The sequence below is a fragment of the Streptomyces natalensis ATCC 27448 genome (assembly GCF_000935125.1).
Classification (GTDB): domain Bacteria; phylum Actinomycetota; class Actinomycetes; order Streptomycetales; family Streptomycetaceae; genus Streptomyces; species Streptomyces natalensis.
This window is the reverse complement of sequence record NZ_JRKI01000017.1, coordinates 44,366-70,356: the sequence shown is the minus strand read 5'-3', so window position 1 is coordinate 70,356 and position 25,991 is coordinate 44,366. Positions and strand designations below refer to the sequence as shown.

Below are 25,991 nucleotides of genomic sequence, written 5' to 3'. Positions count from 1 at the left end.
GCCCATGGTACGTATGACCTCGGACGTTATACGTAACACTTCCCGGCGCTGCCGGGCGGAGAGGGGGGCCGGGATGGCCGCGGGATATGGGCAGCTCCTCAGGACGCGGTACGCCGCGCGGCTGCTGGCGGGCACGCTCGTCGGCCGGCTGCCGAATGCGACCGGCCCGCTGGCGGTGGTGCTCTTCGCCCGCGCCGAGGGCGGCAGTTATGCGCTGGCCGGTGCGCTCTCGGCCGTCTACGGACTGTGCAACGCCGTCGGCCAGCCGCTGCTCGGCCGCGCGGTGGACGTCTACGGGCAGCCGCGGGTCATGCTCCCCGCGGCCGTGCTCTCCGCGCTGGGCATGGTGCTGCTGGCCGCGGTGGGGCTGGACCCGCTGCCGGTCGCGTATGCGGCGGTGGCGATGGCCGGTTTCTTCACCCCGCCGCTGGAGGGCGGGCTGCGGGCCCTGTGGCCGGGGGTGCTGGGGCGGGCGGACCGGATACACGCGGCCTATGCGCTGGATGCGGCGGCGCAGGAAGTCATGTTCACGGTGGGGCCGTTGCTGGTCACGCTGTGCGTGGCGGTCTGGTCGGAGCGCGCCGCGCTGCTGGTGATCAACCTGCTCGGGGTGCTCGGCGCGCTGTCCGTCGTCGTCTCGCCGCCGTCCCGGCGGTGGCGCAGCGCGCCGCGCGAGGCGCACTGGCTGGGGGCGCTGCGCTCGGGCGGCATGCTGGTGGTGCTCGGGACGTACTTCTTCGTCGGGATCGCGCTGGGGTCGATCGCGGTCGCCGCGGTCGCCTACGCCGACGAGCACGGCGGCGGCATGGTCGCCAGCGCTCTGCTCTCGGCGCTGGGCGCGGGCGCGCTGCTGGGCGGGGTGGTGTACGGGGCGCGGGAGTGGCCCGGTGAGCCGGAGAACCGGCTGCGGGTGCTGATCGTGCTGGTCGCGCTGGGGTTCGTGCCGCTGGCGCTGGTGCCGGGGGTCCTCGGGATGACGCTGCTGGCGGGGCTGGCGGGGCTGTTCTTCGCGCCGTCGCTGGCGTGTGCGTTCGTGGTGGTGGACCGGCATGCGCCCAAGGGCACGGTCACCGAGGCGTTTTCGTGGCTGGTGACGGCCTTCGTCGTCGGGTCGTCGGTGGGGATGACGGTGGAGGGGCCCGCGGTGGAGGCGGGCGGCGCGGCGGCGGGCTTCGCCGTCGCGGGTGCGGGCGGGCTCGCCGCGCTGGCCGTCATGCTGACGGCCCGGCGCTTCCTGCCGCCGCTCGCGGCGCCGACGATGACGGTGGCCACGGGCCCGGCCGCGGCGGAAAATGATCGAAACGATGCCGACGATCCCGGTTTCAGAACACGCCATCAGGCGTAATGTTCAGTCATGGACCGCCGCATTTTCGGGCTGGAGAACGAGTACGGCGTCACGTGCACGTTCAGGGGACAGCGCCGACTGTCGCCTGACGAAGTGGCGCGGTACCTCTTCCGCCGTGTCGTGTCATGGGGCCGCAGCAGCAATGTCTTTCTGCGGAACGGCGCCCGGCTGTACTTGGACGTGGGTTCGCACCCGGAATATGCAACTCCCGAGTGCGACAACGTGACCGAGCTGGTCACCCACGACAAGTCGGGCGAGCGTATTCTCGAGGGCCTGCTGGTCGACGCCGAACGCCGCCTGCACGAGGAGGGAATCGCGGGCGACGTCTATCTCTTCAAGAACAACACCGATTCGGCGGGAAACTCCTACGGCTGCCACGAGAACTATCTCGTCGCCCGGCACGGTGAGTTCTCCCGGCTCGCGGACATTCTCATTCCCTTCCTCGTCACCCGTCAGCTGCTGTGCGGTGCGGGCAAGGTGCTGCAGACCCCGCGCGGCGCCGTCTACTGCGTCAGCCAGCGCGCGGAGCACATCTGGGAGGGCGTCTCGTCGGCGACGACCCGTTCCCGGCCGATCATCAACACCCGCGACGAGCCGCATGCCGACGCCGAGCGTTACCGCCGGCTGCATGTCATCGTCGGCGACTCCAATATGTCCGAGACGACCATGCTGCTGAAGGTCGGTGCCACCGATCTCGTCCTGCGCATGATCGAGGCGGGCACGGTCATGCGGGATCTGACGCTGGAGAACCCGATCCGCGCCATCCGTGAGGTCAGCCATGACATCACCGGCCGGCGCAAGGTGCGGCTGGCCAGCGGCCGGGAGGCCTCGGCGCTGGAGGTGCAGCAGGAGTACTACGAAAAGGCCGTCGACTTCTGTGAGCGCCGCGGAATCCGTACGGGTACCGTCGAGCGGGTCCTTGAGCTGTGGGGCCGCACGCTGGAGGCGGTGCGGGACGAGAATCTGGACCTCATTGCGACCGAAATCGACTGGGTGATGAAATATCAGCTCATCGAGCGGTATCGCAGCAAGAACAACATGACGATGTCCCACCCGAGGGTGGCGCAGATAGACCTCGCGTATCACGACATTCACCGTCGCCGGGGGCTGTATTACCTCCTGGAACGCAAGGGTCAGGCCGCGCGGATCTGCAACGATCTGAAGATCTTCGAGGGCAAGTCGGTGCCGCCGCAGACCACCCGTGCGCGTTTGCGGGGCGATTTCATCCGGCGGGCCCAGGAACAGCGCCGGGATTTCACGGTCGACTGGGTGCATCTCAAGCTCAATGACCAGGCGCAGCGCACGGTGCTGTGCAAGGACCCGTTCCGTTCGGTGGACGATCGGGTGGAGAAACTGATCGCCGGGATGTGAGCGCGGACACGTTCGGCGCGGTGCCGGGAGCGCGGGCTTCCGGCACCGCGGCGTGTGCGGACCCGGTGTGTTGTGGCGCTCTACGTGCACAGAGAAGGGTCGTAGAGTGGCGGACATTGCCCACCCACCCCCCGAGCCCGAGTTGGACTGATGAACCTCACGAAGAACACCCGTCGCGCCGCCGCGGCTGCGTTGACCGTGCCCATCATGCTGTTCGCCGCCGCCTGCGGGTCCGATGACGGCAAGGCCGCCTCGTCGGGCGAGCCCGTGGCCAAGGTGACCGGGAAGGCGGGGGCGCAGCCCAAGATCACTGCGCCGAAGAACGCCAAGGTGGCCGATGCGGTCGTCACGAAGTCGCTGGTCACCGGGAAGGGGGCGGCCGTCAAGAAGGGTGATGTGGTCCGGCTCGACGTCGTGGCGCAGACGCTCAAGGGCCAGCGTCTGGACAACACGTGGGAGCCGGTGCCGGGGCAGAAGACGGTGGGTTCGGCGCACCGGCAGGTGGTCGCCGAGGTCACCGACCAGCTGACCCAGCCGACGATGCCGCCGAAGGTGCTGAACGCGCTGGCGGGTAAGAAGGTCGGCAGCCGTGTCGAGGTCGAGGCCAGTGCCAAGGCGGCGTACGGCGCGGACATCGCCCAGCGGATCGGGCTGCAGCCGGACGAGGGCCTGGTGTGGGTCGTCGATGTGGCCGCCGCGACCAAGGTGGACAAGAAGGCGGCGGCCGAGGGCAAGCAGGCCGCGTCCGAGAGCGGTATGCCCGAGGTGAAGGCCGAGGCCGGGAAGGCCGCGACGATCACCGTTCCCAAGGGGGAGAAGGCGCCCACCAAGCTCGGCGAGCAGGTGCTGATCAAGGGCAAGGGGCCGGAGGTCAAGGCCGGCCAGGGGCTGATCGCGCAGTACACCGGTGTGAAGTGGCGGGACGGCAAGAAGTTCGACTCGTCCTGGGACCACGGCGGTGCGACCGCCTTCCAGATCGGTACCGGCAGCGTCGTCCAGGGCTGGGACAAGGGCCTGGTGGGCAAGCACGTGGGTGACCGCGTGGTGCTGTCCATCCCGGCCGATCTCGCCTACGGGGACACCCCGCCGCAGAACAGCGGTCTGGCCAAGGGCGACGCGCTGATCTTCACGGTCGACATCCTGGGCACGGCCTGATCGCGATCTGCAAGACTGGCGCGGTAATCGTAAAGATTCGTAAGTAGGAGCACACTTCGTGAACATCGACAAGCCCGAGATCGACTTCCCCGAGGGTCCGGCTCCCCAGGAGCTCCAGATCGTGGACCTGTGGGAGGGCGACGGGCCGGTCGCCAAGGCCGGGGACTTCGTGAAGGTCCACTACGTCGGCGTCTCCTTCAGCACCGGCGAGGAGTTCGACGCGAGCTGGAACCGCGGTACGCCGCTGGAGTTCGAGCTGGGCGCCGGCAAGGTCATCGCCGGCTGGGACCAGGGCGTGCAGGGCATGAAGGTCGGCGGCCGCCGCCGGCTGACCATCCCCGCGCACCTGGCGTACGGCGACCGCGGCGCCGGCGGCAAGATCGCCCCGGGTGAGACGCTGATCTTCGTCTGCGACCTGGTCTCCGTCTGAGGCCGCGTCCGACGCGAACCGAGGGCCCGTGCCGTCTGCGGCACGGGCCCTCGGCTTTGCCCCGGGGACCCCGAGCGGTACGGTCAGCGCTCGGGAGTTCCACGAGAAAGGGCGTCGATGGCCATTGCCAAGGCCGAGCGGCTGATGAATCTGGCGCTGTGCCTGCTGGGGACGCGACGCCCGCTGGCCAAGCGCGAGCTGCGCTCGTCCATCGAGGCCTATATCGAGGCGGGCAGCGACGACTCCTTCAACCGCATGTTCGAGCGGGACAAGGACGATCTGCGCGAGCTCGGGCTGGTCATCGAGACGGTGGACGCCTTCGACGGCGAGGTCGGCTATCTCGCCCGCCGCGACAGCAACCGCCTCCCGCCGATCACCCTGGACGCCGAGGAGGCCGCGGCCCTGGGGCTCGCCGCCAAGATCTGGCAGCAGGCGCGGCTGGCCGGCGCGGCCAGCGGGGCACTGCAAAAGCTGCGGGCGGCCGGGATGCCGCTGGCCCAGGACGGCGCGGACTACGAGGACCGCACGCCGCACAGCGCGCTGGAGCCCCGTATCCCGGCGCATGAAGCCGCCTTCGAACCGCTGATGCTGGCCTGCCGCGACCGCCGCCCGGTGGTCTTCGACTACCGCAAGGCCAATGCCGCCCGCCCCGAGCAGCGGCATGTCGAACCGTGGATCCTGGAGTGCTGGCGCGGCCACTGGTACGTCGCCGGCTGGGACCGCGGCCGCCAGGCCGAGCGGGTCTTCAGGCTGTCCCGGATCACCGGCAAGGTCCGTTCCCGGCAAGGGGCGTTCACCGCGCCGGTGCCCGACCACGTCACCGTACGGGAGACCGTCGAGAGCTGGGCCGGGGAGACCGCCACCGGCACCGCCCGGATCCGGCTCCGCGCCGACCACGGCTATCCGCTGCGGGCCCGCGCACGGTCCGTACGGGACCTGGGGGACGGCTGGGACGAGCTGGAGATCCCCAACGGGCACGGACTCGACGCCTGGCTGGTGGAGTTCGGGCCCGATGTGGTGGTGCTGGAGCCGGCCGAACTGCGGGCCGAGGTCATCGACCGGCTGCGCGCCGTGGCCAAGGGCTGAGAGGGAGACGACGACCCATGGCGACGAACGCGATCGACCAGACCCGCCGGATGCTGTCCCTGGTGACCTATCTGCGCGAGCGCCCCGGCGCCCGCGTCAGCGACGTCGCCCGCGCCTTCGGCATCTCCGAGGACGAGCTGATCGCCGACCTGGACGTGCTGCCGATGTGCGGGACGAGCTTCCGCGGCGGCGATCTGCTGGACATCGACACCGACGGCGACCGCATCTGGTGGCACAACCCCGACGATGTGGCCGAGCCGCTGCGGCTGGCCGCCGACGAGGCGACCGCGCTGCTGGTCGCCGCCCGCGCGGTGGCCACGCTGCCCGGACTGCGCGAGGGCGACCGGCAGGCGCTGCTGCGGGCCACCGCCAAGCTGGAGGCGGCGGCGGGCGAGGCGGCCGGTGCCAGCTCCCGGCTGTCGGTGACCTTCGAATCCGAGGGCGGCGTCTTCGCCGACGTCGACCGGGCCATCGCCGAGCGGCGGCGGCTGTGGCTGCGCTACTACTCGCCGGCCCGCGACGAGCTCACCGAGCGCGAGGTCGACCCGATCCGGCTCTTCGCCGTCGGCCACACCTACGTCGAGGCGTGGTGCCGGCTCTCGGAGGCGCGCCGCACCTTCCGGCTCGACCGGGTCGCCGAGATCAAGCTGCTGGACGCGCCCGCCGACCCGCCGCCCGTCGAGCTGCGCGATCTGTCGGAGGGCCTGGTGCAGCCCGCCGCGGAGGACCCCGAGGTCGTCATCGAGGTCGGGCCCGGCGGCCGCTGGGTCGCCGAGTACTACCCGCACGACAGCGCCGAGGAACTGCCCGACGGCGGCCTGCGCATCACCCTGCGCACCCCGGACCCGGCGTCGCTGCGGCGGCTCGCGCTGCGGCTGGGGCGGGACGGGCGGATCGTGGCGCCGCAGGCACTGGCCGACAATGCCCGGCGGGCGGCGGGCGCGGCGCTGGCGGCGTACGGCGAGTGACGCGGCGCACGGCGGGGGAATCCGGCGGACGTCGGACGGGCGCGGCAGCGCGGACACCGTAAGGAGGAGGCAGCGAAGGATGACGATCACGACGGCGAGGCCCACGAGGGCGGCCACCACGGTGCTGTTCAAGGCGGCCTGCCCGCACTGCCGGGGTCGTTTCGAGCTGGCCTCGGACGCCTTCCGGCTGGCCATCGGCGCCAGCCGCCGTACCACCTTCTACTCCTTCACCTGCCCCGACTGCGGCCGCGCGGCGCGCCGGCCGGCGGGGGAGCGGATCGTGGAGCTGCTGACCGGCGGCGGGGTGCGCACCCTGCGGCTGCACACCCGCTGACACCGCTGCCCGATAGGCTCGTCCCATGCTCTGGCCCATGATCGCTGTCGCCCTCGGCTTCCTGGGGATCGCCGTGCTCGGCGTCCTCGCCGTCCGTGTCTTCGCCGAGGTACGGCGCCTGGCCCGGCAGGTTGGCGTGGCGTCGGAGCGGATCCAGCGGGCCGCCGAGGATCTCGAACGGGCGGCCACGCCGCTCGCCTCCTCCTTGGATCTGACGAAGAAGTGACGCCGGGCGTACGGTCCGGGCCCGCCGCTCACCCCGGGCGGTACGCTGGTGCCCAGGGCCGAGTGACGAGGCGCGGCCCCGCAATCGGGAGTGCGCACAGGGGTTGCTCCCCATTCACCCGTGAGCGCTACGATCGCTGCAAGTACGGCGGGCGGACGGATGATGTCCGGCCTGGTCAGCTCGTTCCATCCCCAGCCGCCTCGGTGAGAAGGTAAAGACTTATGTTCGGTGGAAAGATCGGCGTTCCTGAGCTCATCCTCATCGTCGTCGTCCTCTTCCTTCTGTTCGGTGCGAAGAAGCTTCCCGACATGGCGCGCTCGCTGGGCAAGTCCGCCCGGATCCTGAAGAGCGAGGCCAAGGCGATGAAGGCCGAGGCGCAGAAGGAGGACGCGCCCGCCGACCCGCCGAAGGACGAGGCCGACGCCGAGCGCAAGACCATCAAGGCCGCCCCGGGGGATGTGACCAGCGCGCGCCCGGTCGCCGATCCCGAGCACACCGCGCAGCGCTGACCGAGGGCCCCCTACTTGCGGCGGCGGCCTGGACCGCCGCCGGTGGCATGAGATGAGGACGTGGGTTGCGCAAGTCTGCCCCCAAGAAGCCGGCCAAGGAGAAGGACCCCGAGGGGCGTATGCCGCTCGTGGAGCATCTGCGTGAGCTGCGCAACCGGCTCGCCAAGGCAGTGCTCGCCATCGTCATCGCGACGATCATTGCGGCGTTCTTCTACGAAGCGATCATCAACTTCTTCACCAAGCCGGTGCTGCACTCGGTCGGCTGCCATACGCAGTTCACCGACATCGCAAAGCTGGGCAAGGGCCAGCGCTGCGCCAACATCGTGATGCTGGACCTGCTCGGCCCGTTCACCCTGGCGCTGAAGGTGTCGCTGGTGGCGGGCGTGGTGCTGTCCTCCCCGATCTGGCTGTACCAGCTGTGGGCCTTCCTCGCGCCCGGTCTGCACCGGCACGAGAAGAAGTACACGCTGAGCTTCGTCGCCGCCGGATTCCCGCTGTTCGCGGCGGGCGCCTACTTCGCGTACTGGACGCTGCCGACCACGGCGAAGGTCCTGACCAGCTTCACGCCCGCCGGCGTCGGCAACCTCCTCCAGCTGGACATCCTGCTCGACCTGATCACCCGCATGGTGATCGTCTTCGGGCTGTCCTTCGAGCTGCCGCTGCTGCTGATGATGCTCAACTTCGCCGGGGTGATCACCGGCAAGCGGATGCTGGGCTGGTGGCGCGGGATGGTCATGGGCATCACGGTCTTCGCCGCCATCGCCACGCCCAGTACGGACCCGCTCACCATGCTCGCGCTGGCCGTGCCCATCGCGGTGCTCTACTTCATCGCCGTCGGCATCGCGCTCTCCAACGACGCGCGCCGCAGGCGCCGGGAGGAGGCCGGGCCCGCCGATGACGAGGCCTCCGAGCTGGATCTGACGCCCGAGGACATCGGTGAGCTGGAGCCGGTGGTGGCGCCCCGCGCGCTGACCGACGGCAGCGACGCCGAGAGCCGCGACGCCGACGGGCGCGGCGGCTACGACGACGTCACCTGAGACCCTCGGCGCGGCGACGGAAACGACAAGGAGGCGGGGAGCTCTCGGGGCTCCCCGTCTCCTTTGCCGTGTCCGGGCCGGTCAGGGGCGTGACGTGCCGGATCCCGTGGGTGAGGGCGCAATGATCTCCGGGCCGAGGGCACCGGAGGGCAAGCGGGAGGGTAAAGGGCGCTCATAAAGATCGGGTCGTTGTCAGAGGTGGCCGGTAGGCTCGTAAGCACGATGACCGAGGACATGTCCCCTGCTGAGCGCTATGCCGCCGCCAAGCTCCGGGCGGCCGAGCAGGCCACCGCACTCGCCCCTTTCCGAGAGATGTACGACTTCGGTCTGGATCCCTTCCAGATCGAGGCGTGCCAGGCCCTGGAGGCCGGCAAGGGAGTGCTGGTCGCGGCCCCCACCGGATCCGGCAAGACGATCGTCGGCGAATTCGCCGTGCACCTGGCCCTGGAACAGGGCCGTAAATGCTTCTACACCACCCCGATCAAGGCGCTGTCCAACCAGAAGTACCTGGACCTGGTCAAGCGGTACGGCCCCGAGAAGGTCGGCCTGCTGACCGGCGACAACAGCGTCAACTCCGAGGCCCCGGTGATCGTGATGACCACCGAGGTGCTGCGGAACATGCTCTATTCCGGTTCGCAGTCCCTGATAGGTCTCGGCTATGTGGTCATGGACGAGGTCCACTACCTCTCCGACCGCTTCCGGGGTGCCGTCTGGGAAGAGGTGATCATCCACCTCCCCGAGTCGGTGACGCTGGTGTCCCTGTCGGCCACGGTCTCCAACGCCGAGGAGTTCGGCGACTGGCTGGACACGGTCCGCGGGGACACCGAGGTGATCGTCGCCGAGCACCGGCCGGTGCCGCTGTGGCAGCACGTCCTGGCGGGCCGGCGGATGTACGACCTCTTCGAGGAGCGTGACGGGGGCCAGGGCGGCGGCCGCCGCGAGGTCAACCCGGACCTGGAACGGCTGGCGCGGATGGAGAACAGCCGCCCGACGTTCGGCCGGGACAAGCGGCGCGGCCGCACCATGCGCGAGGCGGACCGTGAGCGCGAGCGGCGCCAGCGGGCCCGGATCTGGACACCCAGCCGGCCCGAGGTGATCGACCGTCTCGACAGCGAGGGCCTGCTGCCCGCGATCACCTTCATCTTCAGCCGGGCCGGCTGCGAGGCCGCCGTCCAGCAGTGCCTGCACTCCGGCCTGCGGCTCAACGACACCGAGGCCCGCGAACGGGTCCGCCGCATAGTCGAGGCCCGTACGGCCGGCATCCCGGACGACGATCTGCATGTGCTGGGCTACTTCGAATGGCTGGAGGGCCTGGAGCGGGGCATCGCGGCGCACCACGCCGGCATGCTGCCGACGTTCAAGGAGGTCGTCGAGGAGCTGTTCGTCCAGGGGCTGGTCAAGGCCGTCTTCGCGACCGAGACGCTGGCGCTGGGCATCAACATGCCCGCCCGTTCGGTGGTGTTGGAGAAGCTCGTCAAGTGGAACGGCGAGCAGCACGCCGACATCACCCCCGGCGAGTACACCCAGCTGACCGGCCGGGCCGGGCGCCGCGGCATCGACATCGAGGGCCATGCGGTGGTGCTGTGGCAGCGGGGGATGAACCCGGGCGCCCTGGCGGGCCTGGCCGGGACGCGGACGTACCCGCTGCGGTCCTCCTTCAAGCCGTCGTACAACATGGCGGTCAATCTCGTCTCGCAGTTCGGCCGGCACCGTTCGCGGGAGCTGCTGGAGATGTCCTTCGCGCAGTTCCAGGCCGATAAGTCGGTGGTCGGGATCACCCGGCAGGTGCAGAAGAACGAAGAGGGCCTGGCGGGTTACCGCGGCTCGATGACCTGCCATCTCGGCGACTTCGAGGAGTACTCCCGGCTGCGGCGCGAGCTCAAGGACCGCGAGACGGAGCTCGCCAAACAGGGCGCGGTGCAGCGGAGGGTGGCGGCCGCGGCGGCGCTGGAGAAGCTCAAGCCGGGCGATGTCATCCATGTCCCGACCGGCAAGTACGCGGGCCTGGCGCTGGTCCTGGACCCGGGTATGCCCTCGGGCCGTACGGACCGGCACCGCGGCTTCGAGATGCAGGACGGCCCGCGGCCGCTGGTCCTGACAGCCGAACGGCAGGTCAAGCGGCTGGCGTCGATCGACTTCCCGGTGCCGGTCGAGGCCCTGGACCGGATGCGCATCCCCAGGTCCTTCAATGCCCGCAGCCCGCAGTCCCGCCGCGATCTGGCGTCCGCGCTGCGCACCAAGGCCGGTCATCTCGTACCGTCCAGGCACCGCAAACCGCGCTCGGCGGCGGTCGACGACCGCGAGATCGCCAGGCTGCGTACGGAGTTGCGCGCGCACCCCTGCCATGGCTGCGATGAGCGCGAGGACCATGCCCGCTGGGCGGAGCGCTATCACCGGCTGCTGCGCGACACCCGCCAGCTGGAGCGCCGGATCGAGGGTCGGACGAACACCATCGCCCGCACCTTCGACCGGATCTGTGCGCTGCTGACCGAACTGGACTACCTGGAGGGCGACACCGTCACCGAAGAGGGCAAGCGGCTGGCGCGGCTCTACGGCGAGCTGGACCTGCTGGCCAGCGAATGCCTGCGGGACGGCGTCTGGGAGGGGCTGGGCCCGGCGGAGCTGGCGGCCTGCGCCTCGGCGCTGGTGTACGAGGCGCGGCAGGCGGACGATGCGGTGGCGCCCAAACTGCCCTCCGGCAAGGCGCGGGACGCGCTGGGCGAGATGGTGCGGATCTGGGGCCGGCTCGATGCCCTGGAGGAGGACCACAAGATCAACCAGGCCGAGGGTGTCGGCCAGCGCGAGCCCGATCTGGGCTTCGCCTGGGCCGCCTACCGCTGGGCGTCGGGCTTCGGCCTGGACGAGGTGCTGCGCGAGGCGGAGATGCCGGCCGGCGATTTCGTCCGCTGGTGCAAGCAGCTGATCGACATCCTCGGCCAGATCGCGGCCGCGGCTCCGGCCGACGGGACGGTCGCCCGGGCGGCCCGGAAGGCCGTGGACGGTGTGCTGCGGGGGGTTGTGGCGTATTCGTCGGTGGGCTAGTGGCTAGTGGCTGGTAGCCCGTGGGCTGACGAGTGGGTCGGCGGTGCCCGTTCCCCTGGGGTGTTCCCGGGGAACCGGCACCGCCGGCTGCGTTACGCCACGGGCTGCGGCACCGGTTACGCCACCGGCTGCGGCAGCTGCCGCGCCGATGCCCGGCCATCGGCCCTGTTGTCCGGCCGGTCGTCCGCCTGCCCGGCCGCCGATTCGGCCGACGTGTCCGCCCGTGCCGCGTCCCGTTTGGCGACCTCCTCGCGGACGATCGGGATGACCTGGCGGCCGAAGTCGATGGCGTCGTCGAGCAGGTCGTAGCCCCGGGCGGAGATGATGTCCACGCCCAGGTCGTAGTAGTCCAGCAGCGCCTGCGCCACGGTCTCCGGGGTGCCGACCAGCGCGGTGGAGTTGCCCGCGCCGCCGGTGGCCGCGGCGGTCGGCGTCCACAGGGCCCGGTCGTGCCGCTCGCCCGCGGCGGCGGCCGCGAGCAGCCGCTGCGAGCCGGCGTTCTGCGGGTTCGTCAGCCCGTGGTGGCGGGTGAGCGGCGCGCCCGCCTTACGGGCCCTGATCCGCTCCAGGGTGCGGTGTGCCTTCTCCCGCGCCAGCTCCTCGGTGGGCGCCAGGATCGGCCGGAAGGCGACCTGTATCCGGGGCACGTCGGTGCGGCCCGCCGCCCGTGCCACGGCCTTGACCGAGGCGATCTGCTCGGCGGTCTGCGCCAGCGGTTCGCCCCACAGGCAGTAGATGTCCGCCTCGGCGCCGCCCGCTGCATACGCCGCGGCCGACGACCCGCCGAACGACACCAGCGGATGCGGCCGCTGGACGGGGAAGGTGTCCGAGACGAAGTCGTGGAAGCGGTAGTGGGCGCCCTCGTGGTCGAAGGGCTCGTGGCTGGTCCAGACCTTCTTGACGATGCGGATGTATTCGCGGGTGCGGTCGTAGCGCTCGTCCTTGCCGAGCGTGTCGCCCTCGCGGCCCTGTTCGTGGTCGTTGCCGCCGGTGATGAAGTGCACGGCGAGCCGTCCGTCGCTGATCCGGTCCAGCGTGGCGAAGGTCTTCGCGGCGAACGTCGGATACGAGACGTTGGGGCGGTGCGCCACCAGAAGCTGGAGCGTTTCGGTGCGGGCGGCGATATAGGCGGCGGCCGGGGAGGGGTCGGGCGACCCGGAGGAATAGGCGAACAGCACCCGGTCCCAGCCGTAGTCCTGGTGGGCGCGGGCCAGCTTCAGCGTGTAGTCCTTGTCGAAGGACGCGCCGGAGCGGGGGCTGACTTCGGATCCGTCGTGGGTCGCGGCAATGCCGAGGAACTCGACAGGCATGGGTGTGGCCTCGTCTTCTCGTAGGGCTGTGCACAGGGAAGGCGGAGCGGGTCCGCGCTACGGAGAAGTCAGCGGCAACAGGACGCCGACCACACCCGACCGAAGTCGATGTGGTCACGGGTGACCAGCCGCTGCCGAGGACGCATGCGCTCAGTGGAACAGGCGGAGGCAGACTCCGTCAACCACCGTCGTCCGTAGGCAGGTTGACGTGGGCGGCTCGTCGGAGTGCGCCATCGCCAAGGCGCGCCCGGGGCTCCGGGTGATCCGGTCGGCTGACCGGATAGCCAGGCTATCTATCATGGCCGGTGCACCGGCGGGGCAAGGGCGAGGAAAGGGCGGCGGATGCGGATCGGGGAACTGAGTCGGCGGACGGGTGTGGCGGTGCCGACCATCAAGTACTACGTGCGCGAGGGGTTGTTGCCCGCGGGGCGGCTGACCAGTCCGAATCAGGCGGACTATGACGACAGCCATATCCGCCGGCTGCGGCTGATCCGTGGGCTGATGGACGTTGGCGGGCTGTCGGTCTCCGTTGTGCGTGAGGTGCTGGCGGCGGTCGATGCGCCGGAGGAGCCGGTGCACAAGGTGCTGGGTGCGGCGCAGGAGGCCATCACACCGCCGACGGTGGGGGAGCCGGACGGGCTCGACGAGGCCCGGCGCGCGGTTGCGGAGTTCATCCGGCGCCGGGGCTGGCGGGTGGATCCGGGGCATGTCTCCGCCGAGGCGCTGGCGGTGGCGCTGGCCACCTTCCGGGGGATCGGCCATGGCGCGTTCGAGGAGGTGCTGGACGACTACGCCGTGGCATGTGAGCGGATCGCCGCTGCCGATCTGGCGTACGTGGGGCGCCAGGTGGACGTCGACTCGCTGGTGGAGAGCGTGGTGGTGGGGACCGTACTCGGCGATGCGGTGCTCAGTGCGATGCGGCGGCTGGCGCATGTGGACGGCTCGGCGCGGCAGTACGAGGGCTGAGCGCACCCGCCCGGGGGGATCGACAGCCCGCCGGTGTCGGGCCGGGCGGGGGAGTGCGGTCATGGCCGTGCGGGGTGTGGTGGCCGGATGATGTGTCGTCAGCGTGGTGGTCAGTGTGGTGATCAGCGATGTGTTCATGCAAGCGACGGTAGGTCGGGCGTGGTGCGTCGGCGTCGCCGCAGGGGTTGAATGCGGGCGTCATACCTGGGGTTGACGCGCTTCAGGCAGCCCCCGCCGAAGCCCCGGCCCCGGCTTCCGCTCCGGCCCCCGCCGTCTCCTGTTCCGCCTCCACCCGCTGGTTCCAGTCGCGCTTGGACGCCTGCCAGCCGTCCTCGTCATGGCCGGTGCGCCAGTAGCCGGAGATGGAGAGGTCCTCGCGGGGGACGTTGTGATCGATGCGGAGCAGGCGGCGCAGCTCCTTGACGAAGCCGGCCTCGCCGTGGACGAAGGCGTGGACCCGGCCGGCCGGGAAGGTCAACTCCCGTACGGCGGCGAGGAGTTCACGGCCGACCGGTGCGGCGCCGCGGTACAGCCAGGTGATCTCGGCGCCCGCCGGGGCGGTCAGCTCCTGGCGCTCCTTCGGGTCTGCGACCTCGATGAAGGCGTGCACCGGTACGCCCGCGGGCATCCGCGCGAGGGCGGCCGCGATGGCCGGAAGTGCGCTCTCGTCCCCCGCCAGCAGATGCCAGTCGGCGTCCGCGGCCGGGGCGTAGGCGCCGCCGGGGCCGAGGAAGAGGATCTCGTCGCCCGGCTTCGCCGCGACCGCCCACGGACCGGCCAGCCCCTCGTCGCCGTGCACCACGAAGTCGAGGGTCAGCTCGCGGGCCGCGGCGTCCCAGGAGCGCACGGTGTACGTACGCGTCCGGGGCCACTGGTCGCGGGGCAGATCGGCGCGGATCCGGGCCATGTCGAACGGCTCCGGGTAGGCGACGCCGGGCAGCGGGAAGACCAGCTTGACGTAGTGGTCGGTGTACTCGCCCGCGACGAAGTTCCCCAGGCCGTCGCCGCCCAGCACCACCCGCATCATGTGCGGGGTCAGCTGCTCGGTGCGCACCACGCGGCCGCGATGCAGTGTGGGCTGTTTACGGGCCGGACGCTCTGCTGCCACGACATTCCCCTGACCTGATCGCCGAATGAATGAATGAACCAATCAACCAAACGTAACGAGCGAAACGAACGGAACGGATGAACGAATTAGGTATGGCTAACCTAACAGGTCATCCGTGCAGGGTGGCGAGCAATCGCTGCAAAGATCCGCCCAGCCCCCACCGGTCGGCGAGCGCTTCCAGCCACTCCGGGTCGGCCGGTTCCGTGGGCAGCGTGTGGTCGGCGTCGGGGACCGGCGCATCGGTGGCCACCCGTACGACCTTGGGCGCGACTTCGACGTACGGGCGCGCCTCCAGGAGGCGTTTGCGCTGGGCCGGGGTCAGCTTCGAGGCGGGGTCGGCGGCGGCAGCCATGATGCCCGCCAGGTCACCGTAGGCGTCGAGCAGTTTGGCGGCGGTCTTCTCGCCGATGCCCGGGACGCCGGGCAGGCCGTCGCTGGGGTCGCCGCGCAGCAGGGCCAGATCGGCGTAGCCGGAGCCGTCCACCCCGTACTTCTCGCGCAGCAGTGCGGCGTCGGTGATCTGGAGGGTGCCGACCCCCTTCACCGGATACAGGATGCGGATGCCGCGGTCGTCGTCGACCAGCTGGAAGAGGTCGCGGTCGCCGGTGACGATGTCGACCGGGCCCCGCGCCCGGGCGGTGAGGGTGCCGATGATGTCGTCGGCCTCGTAGCCCGCGGCGCCGATCCGGGCGATGCCGAGCGCGTCCAGCACGTCCTCGATGACCGGGACCTGCGGGGAGAGGGTGTCGGGGATCTCTTCCTCATCGGGCTCGGCGGACCCGGCGGGGGCCTCCTCGGCGACCCGGTGCGCCTTGTACGAGGGGATCAGGTCGACCCGCCACTGGGGACGCCAGTCGGCGTCCATACAGGCGACCAGCTCGTCGGGATGGTGGTCGTGGACGAGCCGGGCGATGAAGTCCAGCAGTCCGCGCACCGCGTTGACCGGAATGCCGTCCGGGGATTTGACCGATTCCGGTACCCCGAAATAGGCGCGGAAGTAGAGCGAGGCGGTGTCGAGGAGCATCAGGCGTCGAGTCACACCCCGCATGATGCCGTATGCCCCTTACGTCAGACGGAGCCAGACGGAGTCGGAGGGAGTCGGACGGAGTCGGAGGGAGTAGGAGGGAGTCGCAGGGAGGTGATCTGGCGCACCGTCTGATTGCGCCACATAAGGACGGGCAGGCGCGCGGCCGCCCCGCCGCCCCGCCGAGCCGTCTCCCTTGACGCAGCCGCACCCTGACGGCCCGCCGCCCTGATGGAGTACCGGCTCCACCTACCGGCCGCGCCCGCATCGCGCCGCAGCCCGTGCGGTGATTCGCTCCCAGAGTGCCGGTCGTCCGTGCGGCCGCCGGGCCGTGGCCGGTGCAGGAGGAGGCGACCGTGAACGCTGCCCGTACAGCCGCCGTCGCCGTGCTCGGCGCCCTGACCCTGGGACTGGGCGCGCCCGCCGCGGCGGCGCTGGTCGAACCGGACCCGATGGCGGCCGGACAGCGGGTGACGGTCAGCGACGGCCGGCGGTGCCCGGCGGACCGGGGGGCCACGGCGGACTCGACGCTGTTCGGGTCGGTGGTGCTGGAGCCGGCGGCGCGCGGGATGGCCGCCGATACGACGGTCGCCCGCGGCGCGACGCCCGGCCACTACCGCGTCACCATCGCCTGCGGCGGATCCGGCGGCGCGCGCTTCAGCGAGACCGTGACCGTACGGGACGGCCGCGCCGAGGGGGTCGACGCCAGCCAGGCGGCCGGCGGGCTGACCCTTCTGGCGCTGGCGGGCGGGGCGGCGTATCTGCTCCGCCGCAACACCACCGCCCGTTCCTGAGGCGGGAGTTGGCCGCGGGCGTACGGTGGGGGAATGACCCGAATCGGCCCGCCCCGGCGTGTGGTGTCCCTGGTGCCCTCCCTTACCGAGGCGAAGACCTGGTACGGACCGTCGTTGGTGCAGACACCGCAGGTGCTGGCGGCGGCGTTGGCCGCGGCCCGCTGATCAGCCCGCGGGCGGCGCCAGGAGCTCGCCGCGCACCAGGCCCAGCGCGGTGCGTGTACCGGCCACCGCGACCGCCGCCACCAGGACGGCGAACAGCGCCACCGCCAGGTCGCCGAAGGCGGCGAGCCCGGTCTGCCGGGCCAGGCCCGCCGCCCCCGTGACACAGGTGCCGATCGGGAAGGTGAAGGCCCACCAGGTCATCGCAAAGCCCATCCCGCCGCGGACCGCCCGCACCGTCATCGCGGTGGCGAACGCCAGCCACAGCAGCGCGAAGCCCATCACCGGCACGCCGTAGAGCACGGCGAAGGCGGCGAGCACGGGCGCGGAGGGCACGGCGAGGGTCCCGGCGGCGACGGCGAGGTGGTGCACGGCCGTGGTGGACTGGCCGAGCGGCCCGAGGACCAGGAACAGCGTCGGGGTCAGCGCGAGCGGCAGTGGGCCGTGGTGGAAGAGCCGCCCCAGGACGAGCGGCAGCACCAGCAGCGTCATCAGCAGCGACATCCCGAACATCGCGTAACAGGCCGTCAGCAGCGTCGCCGGCATCGGCCCGGCCGGCAGATGCACCGCCAGGGCCGGGCCGTTGGCCGCCGCCACCATGGGGCTGACCAGTGGCAGCAGCCACACCGGAGAGGCGCCGTCGGCCGCGATGCGGTGCCGGGTGACCATCAGATACGGGATCCCGGCGGCGGCCGTCAGGCCGACCAGAGTGCCTGCGGTCCACAGCGCGGCGTCGGCCGTCAGCGCGGCCCCGGCGCCGATCAGGTCCGGCCCCACGGTGAGGGTGCCGGCGCCGACCGCGAGCAGCGCCATCGACAGACATCCGTAGAACGGCGCGATCCGCGGATCCCCCAGCTGCCGCCGGGCATGGTCGCCGTGCCGTATCCAGTGCACGCTGCGCGCGCCCAGCAGCGCCACCAGCAGCACCGCCGACAGGGCCCAGGCGACGTCGCAGGCCCGCCGCAGCCCGGGGACGGCGAGCGGCAGGGCGGCACCGGCGTTGGCGACGATCGCGGTGCCCATCACGACGGCGTACCAGTTGGGGCCGAGATGGCGGAGCGAGGGGCCGGTGCCGGTGCCGGTGACGGTGGCGGGCGCGGCGGGTGTGGCCGGTGTTGCGCGCGACGGTGCGTGCGTAAGGAGCGTCATGGAACGAGGGTCCTGTGGTGCGACCGCCCCCACCAGGGGCCTTGTGTCTATGGGGGCATAAACTGGGCTTATGCCCAGCGCCCAGTCCGGCGGTGACACCCAGGCCGGTGACTACGTCCCGCTCGCGCACCGGGTCCCCGACCTCGGTGCGCTGGAGCTGCTGCTCGCCGTCGCCCGGCTCGGCAGCCTGGGGCGGGCCGCCCGCGCCCTGGGCATCACCCAGCCCGCCGCCAGCAGCCGGATCCGCTCGATGGAGCGGCAGCTCGGGGTGGCCCTGGTGGAGCGCTCCCCGCGCGGCTCCCGGCTCACGGATGCCGGGGTGCTGGTCACGGACTGGGCGCGGCATGTGGTGGAGGCGGCCGAGGCGTTCGATGCGGGCGCGCAGGCGCTGCGCGGCCACCGCGACTCCCGGCTGCGGGTCGCCGCCAGCATGACGATCGCCGAGTATCTGCTGCCGGGCTGGCTGATCGCCCTGCGCGCCCGGCGCCCGGCAACCGCCGTCTCGCTGCTCGCGGGCAACTCCGGCGCGGCCGCCGAACGGCTGCTGGCGGGCGAGGCGGACCTCGGCTTCGTCGAGGGGCTGGACATACCGGCCGGGCTGGACGGCACCGTCATCGGCCACGACCGGCTGATCGTGGTCGCCGCCCCCTCCCACCGCTGGACCCGGCGCCGCACGGAGCTGACCGCCGCCGAACTGGCCGCCACCCCGCTGATCCTGCGCGAACGCGGCTCCGGCACCCGCCAGGTCCTCGACGCCGCCCTGGCCGGGCACGGCGGCCTGGCCGATCCGCTGCTGGAACTCGCCTCCACCACAGCGGTCAAGGCGGCCGCGGTCAGCGAGGCCGCCGCCCCCACGGTGATCAGCGAACTCGCCGTGCGGGAGGAGCTCGCCGCCCGTCGCCTGGTGGAGATTCCGGTGGCCGGTCTGCGGCTGGTCCGCGATCTGCGGGCCGTCTGGCCGGCCGGCCACCGCCCGGCGGGCCCGGCCCGGGAACTGCTGGGGCTTACGCGGGGCGCCTAGAGCCGGTCCCGGAGCGCAGCCCCAGGAGCGCCGACAGCGCGATGGCCGTCAGGGCGGCGGCCGGTACGCCGCTGCCGAACAGGGTGCGGGCCCAGCCCGGCAGGGGTGCGTACAACTGCGGGGCCAGGATGGGCAGCAGGCCCGCGAGCAGGGTGAGGGCGAGGACCGTGGTGGTGGCGCGGTCGGCGGGTGCGGTGCGGCGGAGCATCTCGATGCCCATCGTGGCGATCACCGCGTAGATCACCAGGGCCGCGCCGCCGACCACCGGGGTGGGCAGGGCGGCGAGCACCCGGGTGACGGGCGCGAGCAGTCCGCTCACGAGGAGCAGCACTCCGGCCCCGGCGGTCACGAACCGGCTGCGGACGCCGGTGAGTTGGACGATGCCGATGTTCTCCGCGCTGGTCACCATCATCGTCCCGCCGAGCAGTCCGGAGGCCAGCGAGGCGACGGCGTCCGCGCGGGCGGTGCGCGGTACATCGCGCGCCGGGTCGGGACTGCGGCCCACCGCCTCGCTGGTGAGCACCGTCTGGCCGGTCGCCTCGGCCAGCGAGGCGAGGGCGAAGACCATCAGGGGCAGCGCGGCGAGCAGATCGAGATGCGGGACGCCGTACGGGAACGGCCGCGGCAGCGCCAGCACCGCGTCGCCCGGGACGCCGCGGAAGGCCGCGCCGCCGGTGAGCGCGACCGTGGCCGTCCCCGCCGCCATGCCGATGAGCACCGACAGCTGCCGCCACACCCCGCGCAGCAGCAGGAAACACAGGGCGGCCGCGGCGATGGTGACCAGCGCCGGTCCCCGCCCCGCGAGCGCCGCCGGCGCCGCGACATGGATCATGTTGACGCCGATGACCAGCACCGTCGCCCCCATCACCAGCGGTGGGAAGAACCGTACGAGCCGCCCGTACACCGGCAGTACGGCCAGCAGCAGCGCGGCCGCGAGCAGGACGGACCCCGAGGCGGTGGCCGCGCCGTGCGCGCGGGCGGTCTCCAGGAAGAGGGCAACCGCCGCCCCGCCCGGCAGCATCATGAACGGCAGCCGGGCACCGGTCCGCAGCACCCCGAAGGACTGGAGCAGCGCGCCCGCCCCGCACACCACCAGGGTGGCGCTGAGCAGGGACGCCGTGCCGCCGGGCGAAAGATGCAGTCCGGCCGCGATCAGGAAGACCGAGGAGAGGGGCGACGCGATCATGGCGAGGACATGCTGGGCGGCGAGCGGCAGCAGCCGCGGCAGGGGGAGCCGTTCGTCCACGGCGGGCGGTCCGGAGGTGGCGGGCGCGGCGGTCCGCGGGGGCGTCGTCATCGTTCACACCCGCCGCTTCAGCCACGGCAGCTGCTCGGCGTCGTAGCGATAGGCGCGGAATACGGCGTTGTTGAGCGACGGAAAGAGCGCCCCGACCTCGGGCTCGCGATAGCTGCCGAACTGCGGTACGACATACTCCCAGCACACCAGCCCCTGCGCCGTCACCTCGAAGAGCCGTCCGGCGGGGGAGTCGGTGATCAGGGTGTTGCCGTTCGGCAGCCGCTGGGCGCTGCCCATGAAGGGCGCGAAGAACGCCTCGCGCGCCGGGTCGTGGTACTCCCACACCACCGTCCCCGACGGCCGTGCCACCTCGATGACCCGGGAGTACGGCACATCGCAGCCGGGCCGGAAGACGCCGTTGTCGAAGATGAGGAGGTTGCCGTCCGGCAGTTCGGTGGGGTGGTGCTGCTGGGAGACCAGCCCCGGCCGGGTACGCCACAGGATCTCCCCGGTCTCGCGGCCGATGACGACCACCGCGGAGACGCTGCGCAGGCTGGCCAGGACATTGCCGTCGGCGAGCGGGAGGACGGAGTTGATCAGCGGCCAGTGTTCCCGGGAGTAGTGCGGGTGCAGGGCGTACTCCGCGCGGTCCAGGTGGTCGGCGGCCCGCCAGGACCACAGCAGCCTGCCCCGGGCGTCGACCTCGCGGAGGGTGTCGGCGTAGACCGTGCCGCCCTCCGGCTCCGAGCCCGCCACCCCGCCGCGCACGGCCGCCGCGCGCGCGCCGGTGAGCGGCTCCAGCGCGCTGTAGAGGATCCGCCCGTCGCCGTAGTGGTGTGCATCGTGGTGCTGGAGCGGATCGGTGAACTCCCGCAGTACGGTTCCTTCCGGGTCGATCTCCTGCATCAGCCCGCCGCGGTACTTGTGCCACATAGGGAACAGCGCGTCCTGGCCGGGGAGCGTGGCGTTGTAGGCGAGGTTGCCGTTGGGCAGGATGCGGGCGTGGCGTCCGGGGCGGTGCGGCAGCCGCCAGCGGTGCGCCACCTCGCCGCGCAGATCGATGAGCACCACCTCGCCGCCGCCGGTCAGCGGTGCGTAGAGGGTGTAGCCGGGGTGGGCGGCCTGTTCGTCGAGGGCGATCAGGCCGGTGCCGCGGCGGCGGCGTGTGGTGTGATCGACTGCGGTCATGGTGATTCCCCTGGTCAAACGGTGGTGTCGGCTGTCGCCGAGCTTGAGTACGTCAAACTTTGTTTGATGGGATCAAACAGCGTAGACGCTAGGGACGTCGTGTTGCAGAGCTGTGAACGCATCAATAAGCCCCTCGATGAGCACCTCGGTGAGCCCATCGACAGGCCGGTGGCGGCCAAGGGGCCCGCGGGTGGGCACGGGCAACGGAAGCGAAGGGAACAGAGATGAGCGAGGCGGCGGCAGAGACTCCGCGGGTCGGTGCCGGGGTGCGCAGGCGCCGCCGCGCCCTGGAGCTCACCCTGGCCGAACTGGCCCGCCGCACCGGCCTGTCCGTCCCCTTCCTCAGCCAGGTCGAGAACGACCGCGCCCGCCCCAGCATGCGCTCCCTCCAGAAGATCGCCGATGCGCTGGAGACCACCGCGGTGACGCTGCTGGCCGCCGCCGACGGCCCCCGCACGGTCGATGTCGTCCGCGCCGACTCCGCGGCCGTCCCCGAGGACGGTGACCAGGGCCGGGTCCGCCCCCTGGTCCGCGGCCGGCAGCAGCTGCATGCGCTGGAGTTCACCGGACGCCACGACTGGCAGCGCGAATTCCGGCATCCGCACGATGAGTTGATGTACGTCATCGAGGGCTTCGTGGAGGCCGAGGCCGAGGGCCACCGCCATCAGCTCGGACCGGGCGACACCTTCTACTGCTCCGGCGGCGTCACCCACCGCTGGCGCTCTCTGGTGCCGGAGAGCCGGGTCCTGCTGGTCGGCGTGGCGGACGACTTCCGGCCGTAGGCGCCCGCCCGCTCCGCCCGCCCGGGCATGTGGTGCGCGGATGCGGGAGCTGACGCACTCTGGTAACAGCGGTTCCGGAGGTGATCGTCATGGTGAAGATGCAGACCGCTGTGGGATGGCATGTCGAGATGGAATTCGAGGAGGATCATCACCGCACCCGGGCGGCCGCGCTGCTGCGGCTTCCCGACGGCAACGAGGTGCGCGCGCACGGCTATGCCAGCCGCCACCCCGCCGATTCGGACCAGCCCAGGGTCGGCGAGGAGGTCGCCGGGGCCCGGGCGCTCAACGAGATGGCGATGAAGCTGCTGACCAAGGCGCATGACGAGATCGACTCGGCGTCGGGCCGGGCGTCGTATCCGCTCACGCACTGAGCGGGTTCGTGCGGAGCGGGGATCGTACGGAGCGGGGGCCGCACCGGGCGCAGAGCGTGTGGAGCGGGGATCGCGCCGACCCCCGGCGGCCGGTCACACCCCCGGCGGCCGGTCACACCCCGGCGCCGCCCCACGCTCCCCGGCTACCGCGGGGAGGCGCCCCCAGCAGCCGCCACCAGCGCGTCCATGACACGTGGATCGTCCCCGGCCTCCGGGTGCCACTGCACGGCCAGGGCGAAGCCGTCCGCGGCCGGGAGTTCCACCGCCTCGATGGTGCCGTCCTCCGCATGGGCCGAGGCCAGCAGCCCGCGCCCGAGCCGGTCCACCGCCTGGTGGTGGTACGTCGGTACGGTGACCGGCTCCGGCAGGGCCCGGGCCAGCAGGGTGCCGGGGACCGGTTTGACGGGGTGGTGGTCGAAGACGCCGTCCGGGCCCGCATGGCCGTCGAGGTGCTGGATGAGGGTGCCGCCCAGCGCCACGTTCAGCAGCTGGAGCCCGCGGCAGATGCCCAGCAGCGGCACCCGGGCCGCCAACGCGGCCTCGATCAGGGCCAGTTCCCAGGCGTCCCGGTCCAGCGAGGGCGGACCGGTGCGGGGGTGCGGCTGGGCCCCGTAGCGCGCCGGCTGGACGTCCGCGCCGCCCGCGATCACCACCCCGTCCAGCCGGGCGACCACCGCGGCGGCGGTGTCCGGATCGCCGGGCGGCAGCAGCGCCGGCAGGCCGCCCGAGCGCTGGACGAGCCGGGGATATCCGGCCGGCACCAGCGCGGCGGGCAGTGTCCAGACCCCCCATCGGGCCTCCTGCTGGTAGGTGCTGATGCCGATGAGGGGCTGGGACACGAATCCTCCGGTGGGGTGCTGGTGCGTTCCGGCGCGGTTTTTCAGAATTCCAGTTCGTGCTCGATGGCGGCCAGCTCCTCCTGCGAGCCCTGGACCTTCGGGCCGGTGAACCATTCGCGGGCCGACACCAGCCACCAGGCGCCGGCGAAGCCGAGGACCAGGAGGACGGCGAGCGGGGTGTAGTTGAAGTTCTCCGCCGTGACCGGGCCGGTGGTCGGGAGCATGAAGAGGACCGAGATGACCAGCGTCCAGGCGACGGCGATGACGCCGACGGGCTTGCTCCAGCGGCCGAGGTGCCAGGGGCCGCGCTGGAAGCGGTCGCCCTGGAGCAGGCGGAGGATGACCGGCAGGACGTAGGCGATGTAGAGGCCGATCACGGCGATCGAGGTGACGGCCGCGTACGCCGTGGCGTTCCACAGGTACGGCAGGCCCAGCAGGAAGGCGCCGCCGGCGGCCAGCCACACCGCGTTGGTCGGGGTCTTCGTCCGCTTGTTGATGCGGTGCCACAGCTGCGAGCCGGGCAGTGCGCCGTCCCGCGAGAAGGCGTAGATCATGCGGGAGTTGGCGGTGACCGAGGACATGCCGCAGAAGAACTGGGCGCCGATGGCGACCAGGAGGAGCAGTTTGCCGCCGGTGGCGCCCAGCGCGTCGATGAAGATCTGCGCCGGGGGCACGCCGGTCTTGCTGGCCAGCGCGCCGTCGTAGTTCTGGATGGCGAAGGTGATGCCGACCAGCAGCACCCAGCCGGCGACCAGGGAGACCAGGATCGACATCACGATGCCGCGCGGGCCGGCCTTGGCCGCGTCGACCGTCTCCTCGGTCATGTGCGCCGAGGCGTCATAGCCGGTGAAGGTGTACTGCGCGAGCAGCAGTCCCAGCAGTCCGACGTAGAGGCCGGAGTGCCAGCCGGTGTTGTTGGTGAAGTGGGTGAAGACGAAGGAGGCCGACTGGTGCTTCGCGGGCACCACGACCAGGGCGCCCACGATGACCAGCACGCCGAAGACGTGCCACCACACGCTGACGTTGCTCAGGAGGGAGGCCAGCTTCACGCCGAGGGTGTTGAGCAGACCGTGGGCCAGCAGCACGATGCCGAACAGCATGATCGTGTGCACCGGGGTGGCGGCGAAGCCGAACTGGAGGTCCAGCAGCGCGTTCATGAAGGACGCGGCGCCGAAGTCGACCCCCGCGGTCACCGCTACCTGGCCGAGGAAGTTGAACCAGCCGGTGAACCAGGACCACGCCGGGCCGTGCGAGGGGGCCAGCTTCGCCGCCCAGTAGTACAGGCCGCCCGCCGTCGGGTAGCTGGAACAGACCTCGGCCATGGCCATGCCCACGAACAGCGTCATGAGGCCGACCAGCGGCCAGCCCCAGGTGATCATGGCGGGCCCTCCGGTGTTCATGCCGAAGCCGTACAGCGTCAGACACCCGGAGAGGACCGAGATGATCGTGAACGAGACGGCGAAGTTCGAGAACGCCGACATCGAGCGCGCCAGCTCCTGGGCGTATCCGAGCTCGTGGAGGCGCTGTTCGTCGCTGGACAGCTCAGGGGGTCGGTCTTCCTGGTCCGGGTTCGTCGCGTGCTCGTTGATGGACATCACGCCTCCGAGGGCTTCGATGATCCGCGGCAGGTACGGCCGTCGGCGAACCGCTACCAGCCCCGCAAAAAAGGTATGAGCCGATACCTTTGTCTTCGGGTTGGCCGAGCGCAAGACCCCGGCGGGAAAATCTCGTAACAGGCAGGTTTCCCGAGCCTCACGAGCCCGGCAAGTCTCACGAAAGGAACCCGCGCAGCAGCGCCGCCGTCCCGCAGCAGTGCTCCCGCATCACCTCGCGCGCCCCGTCCGCATCGCCGTCCAGCACGGCCTCCACCAGCGCGGCGTGCTGGGTCTGGGAGTGCTCCAGATTGCGTACGAGCAGCGGGATGCAGTCCAGCAGGTCGTTCACGTTCGCCCGTACCGCCGCGTACTGGGCGGCCAGCGACGGGGATCCGGACAGCTCGGCGAGGGTGAGATGGAGCAGGGTGTCGCGCCGGCGGTAGTCCGCCAGCGGGGCCTCCTGGGTCGCCGCCAGCGCCCCGCGCAGCCGGCCGGCCGCCTCGTCCGACAGCCCGTGGGTGGCGCACAGCCCGGCCGCGCCCACCTCCAGCACCTCCCGGAAGCGCAGGGTGTCCTCGACGTCGATCTTCTCGATGCGGCGGCGCAGCTCGGCCTCGCCCGGGTTCTCCGTACGGACGCGGACGAAGGTGCCGCCGTAGCGCCCGCGCCGGCTCTCCACCAGGCCCTCGTCCTGGAGGACCTTGAGCACCTCGCGCAGGGTGACCCGGCTGATGTGCAGCCGCTCGGCCAACTCCCGCTCCGCGGGAAGCCGTTCGCCCTGCCCCACCAGTCCCAGCCGGACGATCTGGAGTATCTGCTCCAGCGCCTCCTCGAAACCGTTGCCCGCCCGCACCGGTCGCAGCACCGGCGTCAGCCGGTCGGATGTCCCGTCCATCGTCACCCCTTCCCAATCAATGGTTCGTGTGCCTACCTTATGACCTC

26 protein-coding genes are annotated in these 25,991 nt (G+C 71.6%); 17 read left to right on the top strand and 9 right to left on the bottom strand.

Annotation, left to right across the window (positions count from 1 at the left end; translation table 11 throughout):
* Positions 1-73 precede the first annotated feature (73 nt).
* The 11 genes from SNA_RS11485 (at position 74) to SNA_RS11435 (ending at position 11,503) form a co-directional block, all read left to right on the top strand.
* Complete coding sequence (locus SNA_RS11485) at positions 74-1,345, top strand: MFS transporter (RefSeq protein ID WP_044364665.1); 1,272 nt, start codon at positions 74-76, stop codon at positions 1,343-1,345.
* 9 nt (positions 1,346-1,354) lie between these two features.
* Positions 1,355-2,716: a Pup--protein ligase gene (pafA, locus tag SNA_RS11480; protein WP_030066703.1), complete on the top strand. Its 1,362-nt coding sequence runs from the start codon at positions 1,355-1,357 to the stop codon at positions 2,714-2,716.
* 150 nt (positions 2,717-2,866) lie between these two features.
* Entirely contained in the window at positions 2,867-3,871 is a 1,005-nt protein-coding gene (locus SNA_RS11475) for an FKBP-type peptidyl-prolyl cis-trans isomerase (RefSeq protein WP_030066704.1), read from the top strand.
* 58 nt (positions 3,872-3,929) lie between these two features.
* A complete protein-coding gene (locus SNA_RS11470; RefSeq protein ID WP_030066705.1) occupies positions 3,930-4,301 on the top strand; it encodes an FKBP-type peptidyl-prolyl cis-trans isomerase in 372 nt (123 codons plus the stop codon).
* Between the two features lie 117 nt (positions 4,302-4,418).
* Positions 4,419-5,387 carry a helix-turn-helix transcriptional regulator gene (locus SNA_RS11465; RefSeq protein WP_030066706.1) on the top strand — a complete coding sequence of 323 codons (969 nt, stop codon included), beginning with the start codon at positions 4,419-4,421 and terminating at the stop codon, positions 5,385-5,387.
* A gap of 17 nt (positions 5,388-5,404) precedes the next feature.
* Positions 5,405-6,355 (top strand): helix-turn-helix transcriptional regulator, encoded by a 951-nt coding sequence (locus tag SNA_RS11460; protein ID WP_044364663.1) that lies wholly within the window; start codon positions 5,405-5,407, stop codon positions 6,353-6,355.
* Positions 6,356-6,434: 79 nt separating this feature from the next.
* Positions 6,435-6,689 carry a hypothetical protein gene (locus tag SNA_RS11455; RefSeq protein ID WP_030066709.1) on the top strand — a complete coding sequence of 85 codons (255 nt, stop codon included), beginning with the start codon at positions 6,435-6,437 and terminating at the stop codon, positions 6,687-6,689.
* 25 nt (positions 6,690-6,714) lie between these two features.
* Positions 6,715-6,915 (top strand): hypothetical protein, encoded by a 201-nt coding sequence (locus tag SNA_RS11450; RefSeq protein ID WP_030066710.1) that lies wholly within the window; start codon positions 6,715-6,717, stop codon positions 6,913-6,915.
* Between the two features lie 221 nt (positions 6,916-7,136).
* The gene (gene tatA / locus SNA_RS11445; protein ID WP_030066711.1) at positions 7,137-7,424 is read left to right on the top strand and encodes a Sec-independent protein translocase subunit TatA; all 288 of its coding nucleotides are present in this window, start codon (positions 7,137-7,139) and stop codon (positions 7,422-7,424) included.
* Between the two features lie 65 nt (positions 7,425-7,489).
* Entirely contained in the window at positions 7,490-8,461 is a 972-nt protein-coding gene (gene tatC, locus SNA_RS11440; RefSeq protein WP_030066712.1) for a twin-arginine translocase subunit TatC, read from the top strand.
* A 222-nt stretch (positions 8,462-8,683) separates the two neighbouring features.
* Positions 8,684-11,503, top strand: a complete 2,820-nt coding sequence (locus SNA_RS11435; RefSeq protein ID WP_030066713.1) for a DEAD/DEAH box helicase — start codon at positions 8,684-8,686, stop codon at positions 11,501-11,503.
* 116 nt (positions 11,504-11,619) lie between these two features.
* Here the strand turns inward: SNA_RS11435 and SNA_RS11430 are convergent, their stop codons facing one another.
* A complete protein-coding gene (locus SNA_RS11430) occupies positions 11,620-12,813 on the bottom strand; it encodes an LLM class flavin-dependent oxidoreductase (RefSeq protein ID WP_078969844.1) in 1,194 nt (397 codons plus the stop codon).
* A 342-nt stretch (positions 12,814-13,155) separates the two neighbouring features.
* Between SNA_RS11430 and SNA_RS11425 the strand changes: the two genes are divergently transcribed.
* Positions 13,156-13,779 carry a MerR family transcriptional regulator gene (locus tag SNA_RS11425; protein WP_030066714.1) on the top strand — a complete coding sequence of 208 codons (624 nt, stop codon included), beginning with the start codon at positions 13,156-13,158 and terminating at the stop codon, positions 13,777-13,779.
* 220 nt (positions 13,780-13,999) lie between these two features.
* Here SNA_RS11425 and SNA_RS11420 read toward each other — a convergent pair whose 3' ends face one another.
* Together SNA_RS11420 and SNA_RS11415 are read right to left on the bottom strand one after the other, a co-directional pair.
* Positions 14,000-14,887: a siderophore-interacting protein gene (locus tag SNA_RS11420; protein WP_030066715.1), complete on the bottom strand. Its 888-nt coding sequence runs from the start codon at positions 14,885-14,887 to the stop codon at positions 14,000-14,002.
* Between the two features lie 109 nt (positions 14,888-14,996).
* Positions 14,997-15,911: a 5'-3' exonuclease gene (locus SNA_RS11415; RefSeq protein WP_044364660.1), complete on the bottom strand. Its 915-nt coding sequence runs from the start codon at positions 15,909-15,911 to the stop codon at positions 14,997-14,999.
* Positions 15,912-16,267: 356 nt separating this feature from the next.
* Between SNA_RS11415 and SNA_RS11410 the strand changes: the two genes are divergently transcribed.
* Both SNA_RS11410 and SNA_RS44695 read left to right on the top strand, forming a co-directional pair.
* A complete protein-coding gene (locus SNA_RS11410; RefSeq protein WP_030066718.1) occupies positions 16,268-16,705 on the top strand; it encodes a hypothetical protein in 438 nt (145 codons plus the stop codon).
* A gap of 33 nt (positions 16,706-16,738) precedes the next feature.
* Positions 16,739-16,870 (top strand): hypothetical protein, encoded by a 132-nt coding sequence (locus SNA_RS44695; RefSeq protein ID WP_275041997.1) that lies wholly within the window; start codon positions 16,739-16,741, stop codon positions 16,868-16,870.
* Here SNA_RS44695 and SNA_RS11405 read toward each other — a convergent pair whose 3' ends face one another.
* The gene (locus SNA_RS11405) at positions 16,871-18,016 is read right to left on the bottom strand and encodes a TDT family transporter (RefSeq protein ID WP_044364658.1); all 1,146 of its coding nucleotides are present in this window, start codon (positions 18,014-18,016) and stop codon (positions 16,871-16,873) included.
* A gap of 70 nt (positions 18,017-18,086) precedes the next feature.
* Here SNA_RS11405 and SNA_RS11400 point away from each other — a divergent pair, with 70 nt between their 5' ends.
* The gene (locus tag SNA_RS11400) at positions 18,087-19,037 is read left to right on the top strand and encodes a LysR family transcriptional regulator (RefSeq protein ID WP_044364655.1); all 951 of its coding nucleotides are present in this window, start codon (positions 18,087-18,089) and stop codon (positions 19,035-19,037) included.
* On the opposite strand, the gene SNA_RS11395 is transcribed toward SNA_RS11400, so the two are convergent.
* Both SNA_RS11395 and SNA_RS11390 read right to left on the bottom strand, forming a co-directional pair.
* Positions 19,021-20,334 (bottom strand): solute carrier family 23 protein, encoded by a 1,314-nt coding sequence (locus tag SNA_RS11395; RefSeq protein ID WP_044364653.1) that lies wholly within the window; start codon positions 20,332-20,334, stop codon positions 19,021-19,023. The two genes, SNA_RS11400 and SNA_RS11395, sit on opposite strands and share 17 nt — an antisense overlap.
* Positions 20,335-20,337: 3 nt before the next feature.
* Positions 20,338-21,462 (bottom strand): aryl-sulfate sulfotransferase, encoded by a 1,125-nt coding sequence (locus SNA_RS11390; protein WP_030066724.1) that lies wholly within the window; start codon positions 21,460-21,462, stop codon positions 20,338-20,340.
* A 224-nt stretch (positions 21,463-21,686) separates the two neighbouring features.
* Here SNA_RS11390 and SNA_RS11385 point away from each other — a divergent pair, with 224 nt between their 5' ends.
* Both SNA_RS11385 and SNA_RS11380 read left to right on the top strand, forming a co-directional pair.
* Complete coding sequence (locus tag SNA_RS11385) at positions 21,687-22,244, top strand: helix-turn-helix domain-containing protein (RefSeq protein WP_030066725.1); 558 nt, start codon at positions 21,687-21,689, stop codon at positions 22,242-22,244.
* 89 nt (positions 22,245-22,333) lie between these two features.
* Positions 22,334-22,615 carry a DUF1876 domain-containing protein gene (locus tag SNA_RS11380; RefSeq protein ID WP_030066726.1) on the top strand — a complete coding sequence of 94 codons (282 nt, stop codon included), beginning with the start codon at positions 22,334-22,336 and terminating at the stop codon, positions 22,613-22,615.
* Positions 22,616-22,758: 143 nt separating this feature from the next.
* Here SNA_RS11380 and SNA_RS11375 read toward each other — a convergent pair whose 3' ends face one another.
* The 3 genes from SNA_RS11375 to SNA_RS11365 all read right to left on the bottom strand — a co-directional run bounded on the left by SNA_RS11375 (position 22,759) and on the right by SNA_RS11365 (position 25,944).
* On the bottom strand, positions 22,759-23,454 hold the full coding sequence (locus SNA_RS11375) for a gamma-glutamyl-gamma-aminobutyrate hydrolase family protein (RefSeq protein WP_044364650.1): 696 nt from the start codon (positions 23,452-23,454) through the stop codon (positions 22,759-22,761).
* 41 nt (positions 23,455-23,495) lie between these two features.
* Positions 23,496-25,049 (bottom strand): amino acid permease, encoded by a 1,554-nt coding sequence (locus SNA_RS11370; protein WP_044364648.1) that lies wholly within the window; start codon positions 25,047-25,049, stop codon positions 23,496-23,498.
* Between the two features lie 175 nt (positions 25,050-25,224).
* The gene (locus tag SNA_RS11365; RefSeq protein ID WP_030066728.1) at positions 25,225-25,944 is read right to left on the bottom strand and encodes a FadR/GntR family transcriptional regulator; all 720 of its coding nucleotides are present in this window, start codon (positions 25,942-25,944) and stop codon (positions 25,225-25,227) included.
* Between the last annotated feature and the right edge of the window lie 47 nt (positions 25,945-25,991).